This window comes from Providencia sp. PROV174, assembly GCF_028480685.1.
In the GTDB taxonomy this organism is placed as follows: domain Bacteria; phylum Pseudomonadota; class Gammaproteobacteria; order Enterobacterales; family Enterobacteriaceae; genus Providencia; species Providencia rettgeri.
In genome coordinates this window covers 23,240-31,201 of sequence record NZ_JAMPOT010000012.1, presented here as the reverse complement: position 1 = coordinate 31,201, position 7,962 = coordinate 23,240, and the positions used below count along the sequence as shown (strand labels likewise).

The window sequence follows — 7,962 nt, the reverse complement described above, 5'->3', positions numbered from 1 at the left end:
TATTTTTTCGTCATACTTCAAGCTGTGGCTGTGTTGGCTTCATTCAGTCACTTTAGTCACATACTTATGTATGCTCCTAGAGATGACCTCATCTTGCCGCCTTGCCACAACTCGAATTATTTAGAAAAAATACTTGATTTCTAATCGAATGAAATCTCTTTAGAAAACTAATGATTAAATAATCATCTTTTAATTCTTAAATTAAATTTAGATTAATTGAAAATAATTTGATGAGTATATTTATAAAATAAAAATGGATAAGAAAAATAGAGGCATTTTATTGGTGAAATAAAGCACAGGAATTTAAGTTAAATAATATCCTTTAATACTAAGTGATATAAATCACAGTTCTTTTTTTCCTTCGAAAAATATTCACAACTCCTTAATGGAATAACGTAAGTTAATTAAGGTGAATTTGTCATCATTATTCATTTTTGTGAGCTATATAAAAATCAAGCCCAATAAAAAGATGAAAACCGTGATTTAGTCACAAAAAATGGTTACTGTTTGCAGTGTATTATCATTAAAAATTGACGTCATGCACATAGTGTAAAATTTTAACGCTATTTTTGTTGTTTATTTGTTCAATTTTACAGGGTAGGTACTCAAATTTGAGAGGCAATTTTCTCTCAAAAATGGCAACTAAGGGGATTACATGAATAAAGTATTAAAACTTTCAACACTTGCTATGTTAGTCGCATTTAATGTGAACGCGGCGACGGTTGATTTACGCGTAATGGAAACATCGGATGTTCACAGCAACCTCGTTGACTTTGATTACTATAGAGACAAGCCGACAGAGCAATTTGGTTACGTACGTACCGCGACATTAATTAAAGCCGCTAAACAAGAAGCAACAAACTCAGTATTAGTGGACAACGGAGATTTAATCCAAGGTAGCCCATTAGCAGATTATATAGTAGGTGAAGGTTTAAAAGACGGTGAATCTCACCCAGCACATAAACTTTTAAATACTATGGGTTACACCGTAGGTAACTTCGGTAACCATGAGTTTAACTTTGGATTAGAGTTCTTACACAAAGCGATTGATGGCGCAAAATTCCCATACATTAATGCCAATATTATCGACGCGAAAACAGGTAAAAACTACTTTAACCCATATATTATTGTCGATACACCAGTTAAAGATAGAGACGGCAAAACACACACCATCAAGATTGGTTATATTGGTTTTGTTCCACCGCAAATTCTCATTTGGGATAAACCAAATTTAGAAGGCAAAGTATTAGTTAATGACATTACTGAAACCGCGAAAAAATTTGTACCTCAAATGAAAAAAGAGGGAGCAGATTTAGTTGTTGCGATCCCTCACTCTGGTTTCTCTCAAGAGCCATATAAAGCAATGGCTGAAAACTCAGTTTATTACCTTAGTGAAGTTCCGGGTATTGACGCCATTATGTTTGGCCACTCACACGGTGTGTTCCCAAGCAAAGATTTCAGTGATATCAAAGGCGTTGATGTGGCAAAAGGAACTGTGAATGGCGTACCCGCTGTCATGCCAGGACAGTGGGGTGATCATTTAGGTGTTGTTGATTTAGTGGTCAATAATGATGATGGTGCTTGGAAAGTGGTTGATGCAACCGCTCATGCACGCCCTGTCTATGACAAACCAAATAAGAAAGCTTTGGTTGAGCGCGATGGCGACCTCGCAAAAATTATTGAACAAGAACACCAAGATACTCGTAAATTTGTCGGGAAACATATCGGTAAAGCATCAGAAAACATGTACAGCTACTTAGCATTGGTTCAAAGCGATCCAACTGTACAAATCGTGAATGATGCCCAAATTGATTACACCAAAAACTTTATTCAAGGTGACCCAGATCTGGCTGATTTACCGGTTCTTGCAGCCGCAGCACCATTTAAAGCAGGTGGTCGTAAAAATTCACCGACTGAATTCATTGAAGTCGAAAAAGGTGATTTAACCTTCCGTAATGCTGCTGACCTATATTTATATCCAAATACGTTGGTTGTGGTTAAAGCGACCGGTGCGGATGTCGTCGAATGGTTAGAATGTTCAGCGGGAATGTTCAATCAAATCAATCCACAATCAACAGCACCACAAAGCTTATTGAATTGGAATGGTTTCAGAACTTATAACTTTGATACCATTAGTGGTGTAAATTATCAAATCGACTTGACTCAACCAGCGAAATACGATGTTGATTGCCAAACCGTCAATAAAGATGCTAACCGAATCAAAAATGTCACCTACCAAGGTAAGCCGATTGATCCAAAAGCCACCTTCTTAGTGGCAACGAATAACTACCGTGGCTACGGCGGTAAATTTGCGGGAACAGGTGATAATAATGTTGCATTTGCATCTCCGGATGAAAACCGTTCTATTTTAGCGGCTTATATTGCTAAAGAGTCTAAAGAGAAAGGACAAATTGCGACTAAAGCGGCTAATAATTGGTCATTCACACCAATTAAAACAGACAAAAAACTGGATGTTCGCTTTGAAACAGCACCAAGTGAAAAGGCTGCAAACTTTATCAAAGAAAATGCACAGTATCCGATGAAACAAATCGGTACTGATGATATTGGTTTCGCTATTTATCAAATAGACTTAACTGAGAAGTAATCTTAACGTATTTGTATCGTTCAAGCCTGCCTACGGGTGGGCTTTTTAGTTGCTAACTTATAGGTTTGAGATGCGGTTATTAGTGGGGGATGATGCGAATTAAGCAGATGTTAAGGGGAAATAGCGCTCGGAATATTAACATCACTTTTAAAGTTTAATACCCCGAGCGGTTATAATTAATGTAGACATCATATTACTATTCATAAAAAACATTCAACATAGGTAATTTAGAGTTTTTGTCATATTCTACTTTTACATATTCAGATTCTATCTTTTGGCCCTCTTTTAAGGAACGGGTTATCGAGATGTCTTTACCTTTCCGGTAACATTTAACATTAACTTGCTCTTTATGTTCAACGTTGACTGAACATTGTGGCTCATAGATATAACCTGTAAATGAAATTGTACCTCCTGATGAATTATTACTTGCATAGGTGAAAGAACAGCTTGAAATGATTATAGCAACAATAGATGTTAGTAAAGATAAACCTTTCATAGTCCACCCCCTTAATAACATGTTACACGATGAAGCGTGTTTTTGTGCTCTCACTTTTAGTGTAGTTCAAATATCCATAATGCAAAACTAAAAATGAAAATATACTTAGAGTTTAGTGGGAGGATTGATTAATTCATTGATAAGTATCAATTTATCTATTTGTTTAATTTCTTTTGATCAATTAATAATCAAGTGGTAATGAAAGTGTAATAATAACAGTGCAATTGTAAATATTTCTATTTATTTTGATACAGTACTTTTAGTAATTATGTTTTATTGATAACACGGATTAATTTGGAATAAGCTATTATTTTAAATGATGAGAATCATAAGTGATGACATTAAGTGGTTCACTTTAATAATATGATATAAATAAAATCCCCCCGTAAGTATATTACGAGAGGATTATTTAAAGTTTTAGTATTATTTCAGCTTATTTGAAAACTTTGAAACGAACATCATCGTCCATAAAGTCTTTATCACCAGCAGGTGAATTAATAGAACCAAACACCATTTGAGCGCGTAATACCCAATTAGCAGGAACTTTCCATGCAGTTTGTACGTCATTATCAATCAGTGGATTGTAGTGCTGTAAAGATGCACCAATATTTTCTTGTGATAATGCAGTCCAAACTGCGAATTGAGCGATACCGCTGGCTTGTTCAGACCAAATTGGGAAATTATCCGCATATAAAGGAAATTGCTCTTGTAAGCCTTTTACGATGTCTTGGTCTTCAAAAAACAGAATAGAACCAGCACCTGCAGCAAAGCTATCAATTTTTTGTTCTGTTGCAGCGAAGGCTTGCTCAGGAACAATTTTACGCAGTGCTTCTTTGGTCATATTCCATAGTTTTTTATGTTCAGCACCAAATAAAATCACCACGCGAGATGTTTGTGAGTTAAATGATGATGGTGAATGTTTAACTGCTTCTTTAACTAATTTCGTGACGTGTTCTTCTGATACAGGTAAAGCATCGCCGAGGTTATAAATGGTACGACGATTTTTAATCATTTCGATAAATGCGTTAGACATTTTAGTCTCCTAGCTTTTCATTAGCGCACGGCATGTTATTGAATAAATCTTAGAAGCCGTAGTGTGTTTCAATGGTTATTACTATAACGTGGGGAATAAAAAATCATAGAAAAAAAATTTAACGATAAGGTTCAAATTTTTGCACTAAGTTAAGGGTTGGTTTTAATTTATTTAAAATCAATTGGTTAATTCTGTTTTTGGCGGTGCGTTATGGTAAAAAAGAGTGTTAATAAGCACGAATGAACAATATGCATATAAAATAATTGAGTATGAAAAGGAAAAAATAGATGGCAAATGAAAGGGCCTAGCAAGAGGCGTAATCCTGCTAGGCAAGAATGATAACTAGTTTTACTTAATTGAGTTCACTAATATTTTTGGTTATTTCTATTTTAGTTCCGCCAAAATTATCAATGATGTACTTTCTTACCGCTTCAGTGTGGTACAGTTCTGCTAATTTGGCAAATTTGGGGTTATCCTTGTTATCTGTTTTAACGACTAATAAATTGATATTATTAATAATAGTCTCATCATTTTCTTCCCTAAATAGCGAGTCAGTTAAAACGTTTAACCCGCCTTCTTGTGCAGCTGTATTACCGATGACTGCGATATCAACATCCGGTAATGCCCTTGGGCCATGAGCATATTTTATTTGCCTAAAAACTAAGTTCTTAGGGTTCGAGACAATATCATTAGTAGACCCTGTGGCTTGGTTGAAATCAGGTTTTAATGCAATTAACCCTGACTTTTCAAGTAATTTAAGTGCACGTATATGATTGGCTGCATCGTTAGGAATGGCAACGATAGATTGCTGAGGTAAATCAGCCAATTTTTTATGCTTTACCGAATATATACCCATTGGTTCAAAATAGGTGGTTGAAATTGCGGTTAATTGGTTATTATGACTTTTATTAAAATCTTTTAAAAAGCCCCAAGATTGAAATGCATTCACATCAACATCTCCGTCAATAGTGGCGACATTAAGAGTTATTCCATCATCAATAATTTTGACATCAATATCGAGATTGGCTTTTTTAGCTTCCGAAGATTGAGCAATAAATTGCCATATATCCGCATCACTACCGTGGCTGCCAATAATAATTTTTTGTGATGTTGCTTTTTGTGACTCTGTTATTTCGTTAGTGCTTTCTTCTTGGGAACATGCCACTACGGCCGATAACGACAAAGACAATAACACTGCAAGTAGTTTTTTCATTTGATGATCTCTAATTGGTTTTGTTATCAGTATCTAACCAAATAAAAATAAAGCTTTATAAATAATATTTTTTCCACATTTTTTCTTTTTAGTTATATAAGGTTAAAATATTCAAAAAGTTATATCGATATAGTTTTAAATTATTTTTAGTAATATCAGATGTGGTATTTAATCGAGTGATAAATATATCGTGAATTTTATTCATCATTTAAATAAATATTTTAGAAGGTCGATTAATATGTCTATAACACAATTACCTATTATTGATTTACATGAACTTGAAAACCCTGAAACAAGGGAGGATTTCTATAAAAAATTACGGTTTATTGCCAGGGAAATTGGTTTTTTTTATCTCGTTGGGCACAATATTTCTGCTGGTACCCGAGAGCAATTATTAGCTACAACTAAGCAATTTTTTGCCTTACCTCAAAGCGAAAAAGAAAGTATCTCGATGGAATACTCAAAACATTTTCGAGGGTATACGGCATCCACAGAAGAGAGTACTCGTAGCCAGCCAGATTACCGCGAACAGATTGATATTGGCGAAGAGTTACCGGCATTACAACTTAATCAAGATGATCCTATTTGGTTTAATTTACATGGGCCAAATCAATGGCCACAATCCTTACCTGAACTTAAACCCCAAGCACTTGCGTGGCAACGTGAAATGCGAGCCATTGCAATAAAATTAATTAAAGCATTTTTAGTTGCATTAGAATTACCATCAAATAGCTTTGATGAAATTATTGCCGACCCCGCTCAACATTTATTAAAACTTATTCATTATCCGGCAAGGGAAGATAATAATGAAGGAGAGCAAGGGGTTGGGGCGCACAAAGATGCGGGAATTTTAACCTTATTATGGCAGGATAATAGTGGGGGGCTACAAGTTGAAACAGATGCTGGTTGGATAGATGTTGAACCTTTGGAAAATGCATTTGTGGTAAATATTGGAGAAGTATTTGAATTAGCCACTAATGGCTATTTACGTGCGAATGTTCACCAAGTTGTTAGGCGTAAAAATAGTCATTCTCGCTATTCCATTGCTTATTTTATTACACCAAATATTTTTGCAGAAGAAGTCCCATTATTAAATTTGCCCCATTATTTAGCACAACAAGCGTTAGGGCCTGATAGCGATCCATTAAATCCATTATTTACTAATCTCGGAAAAAATGTCATTAAAGGGCGTTTGCGTTCCCATTTGACAGTAACTCGTCGCTTTTACCCTAAGGAATATGAGCAAATAATAAGTAATAATAATATTATCTGAGCAATTAAGTCGTTAGAGATATGATGATAAACCGTATTGGAGCTAAAAATGTCAGAACAAAGCTATAAAAAGGACTTACAAGGTAAAGAATTATCCCCAGAAACGTTAATGATGAGTTATGGGTATGACCCTAAGCTTTCAGAAGGATCAATTAAACCGCCTGTTTTTCTGACATCTACATTTGTATTTAAAACCGCTCAGGAAGGGAAAGATTTTTTTAATTTAGTTAGTGGGCGCACACAAACGAGCGAAAACCAGAAACAAGGATTGGTGTATTCACGTTTTAACCATCCAAATAGTGAAATTGTTGAAGACAGATTAGCTCTATATGAAGGTGCACAAAGCGCAGCACTATTTTCTTCCGGTATGTCGGCTATTACGACTTGCTTAATGGCAGTATTGCAACCAGGTGATGTTCTACTCCATTCTCAGCCTCTCTATGGTGGAACAGAAACTTTATTTTTGAATACATTGGCTCGTTTCGGAATAACTTCGGTTCCTTTTCAAAATGGGTACGAGCAGGAGTCCATCTTAGAAGTTGCTAATCGAGTCGGTAAAGAGCAAAAAATTGCGGCTATCTATATTGAAACACCGTCTAACCCATTGAATACACTTGTTGATATTGAATTAATTAGCCAAGTGGCTAAGCAGATAGCTACGAAGCAAAATGGGCAAACTCCGTTAGTCATTTGTGACAATACGTTGCTAGGGCCTGTATTTCAAAAGCCACTCGCTCTTGGTGCAGATTTAAGTGTGTACTCACTAACTAAATATGTGGGAGGACATTCAGACTTAGTCGCAGGTGCGGTGGTTGGAAGTCAGGAGCTAGTCAAGAAAGTAAAAGCCCAACGTAATGCCATCGGTACACAGCTTGACCCGCATTCTAGCTGGATGTTGGGGCGGTCGTTAGAAACATTACAATTACGTATGGAAAGGGCAAATGAGAGTGCAAAAATATTAGCGGAGTATCTCCATCAGCACCCTAAAGTCAGTAAAGTGCATTTTCCTGCCTTTTTTCCGAAAGCGAGCGTTGAGCACCAGGTTTATCAAAAACAGTGTACAGGAGCAGGCTCAACTTTCTCTATCAATGTAGGGGATAATGAAGCGGATGCATTTCGTTTTCTAGACAACTTAGCTATCTTTAAATTAGCGGTTAGTTTAGGGGGAACTGAGTCGCTCGCCAGCCATCCTGCATCGACAACCCACTCAGGTGTTGCTCAAAAGGTCAGAGAACAAATCGGTATTAGTGATAATTTAGTTCGCCTATCTATAGGTATTGAAAATGTGAATGACCTTAAATATGCATTGGAATTAGCATTAGAAGCGATTTAATCATCAGGGT

6 protein-coding genes are annotated in these 7,962 nt (G+C 35.9%); 3 read left to right on the top strand and 3 right to left on the bottom strand.

Annotation, left to right across the window (positions count from 1 at the left end; genetic code table 11):
- Positions 1-655 precede the first annotated feature (655 nt).
- A complete protein-coding gene (locus PSE60_RS12475) occupies positions 656-2,605 on the top strand; it encodes a bifunctional 2',3'-cyclic-nucleotide 2'-phosphodiesterase/3'-nucleotidase (RefSeq protein ID WP_210840445.1) in 1,950 nt (649 codons plus the stop codon).
- A gap of 196 nt (positions 2,606-2,801) precedes the next feature.
- Here PSE60_RS12475 and PSE60_RS12470 read toward each other — a convergent pair whose 3' ends face one another.
- From PSE60_RS12470 to PSE60_RS12460, 3 genes are all read right to left on the bottom strand, one after another.
- Positions 2,802-3,101 carry a type 1 fimbrial protein gene (locus tag PSE60_RS12470; protein ID WP_210840444.1) on the bottom strand — a complete coding sequence of 100 codons (300 nt, stop codon included), beginning with the start codon at positions 3,099-3,101 and terminating at the stop codon, positions 2,802-2,804.
- Positions 3,102-3,534: 433 nt separating this feature from the next.
- On the bottom strand, positions 3,535-4,134 hold the full coding sequence (locus tag PSE60_RS12465; protein WP_210840501.1) for a nitroreductase family protein: 600 nt from the start codon (positions 4,132-4,134) through the stop codon (positions 3,535-3,537).
- 352 nt (positions 4,135-4,486) lie between these two features.
- Positions 4,487-5,347, bottom strand: a complete 861-nt coding sequence (locus tag PSE60_RS12460) for a MetQ/NlpA family ABC transporter substrate-binding protein (protein ID WP_272665609.1) — start codon at positions 5,345-5,347, stop codon at positions 4,487-4,489.
- A gap of 238 nt (positions 5,348-5,585) precedes the next feature.
- Between PSE60_RS12460 and PSE60_RS12455 the strand changes: the two genes are divergently transcribed.
- Positions 5,586-6,620: an isopenicillin N synthase family dioxygenase gene (locus tag PSE60_RS12455; RefSeq protein ID WP_272665608.1), complete on the top strand. Its 1,035-nt coding sequence runs from the start codon at positions 5,586-5,588 to the stop codon at positions 6,618-6,620.
- Positions 6,621-6,668: 48 nt separating this feature from the next.
- Positions 6,669-7,952, top strand: coding sequence for a cystathionine gamma-synthase family protein (locus tag PSE60_RS12450; RefSeq protein ID WP_272665607.1), 1,284 nt, complete (start codon positions 6,669-6,671; stop codon positions 7,950-7,952).
- Positions 7,953-7,962 lie beyond the last annotated feature (10 nt).

Coding starts and splice junctions, on each gene's coding strand:
- PSE60_RS12475 (WP_210840445.1), top strand. CDS start 656: ATGAATAAAGTATTAAAACTTTCAACACTTGCTATGTTAGTCGCATTT.
- PSE60_RS12470 (WP_210840444.1), bottom strand. CDS start 3,101: ATGAAAGGTTTATCTTTACTAACATCTATTGTTGCTATAATCATTTCA.
- PSE60_RS12465 (WP_210840501.1), bottom strand. CDS start 4,134: ATGTCTAACGCATTTATCGAAATGATTAAAAATCGTCGTACCATTTAT.
- PSE60_RS12460 (WP_272665609.1), bottom strand. CDS start 5,347: ATGAAAAAACTACTTGCAGTGTTATTGTCTTTGTCGTTATCGGCCGTA.
- PSE60_RS12455 (WP_272665608.1), top strand. CDS start 5,586: ATGTCTATAACACAATTACCTATTATTGATTTACATGAACTTGAAAAC.
- PSE60_RS12450 (WP_272665607.1), top strand. CDS start 6,669: ATGTCAGAACAAAGCTATAAAAAGGACTTACAAGGTAAAGAATTATCC.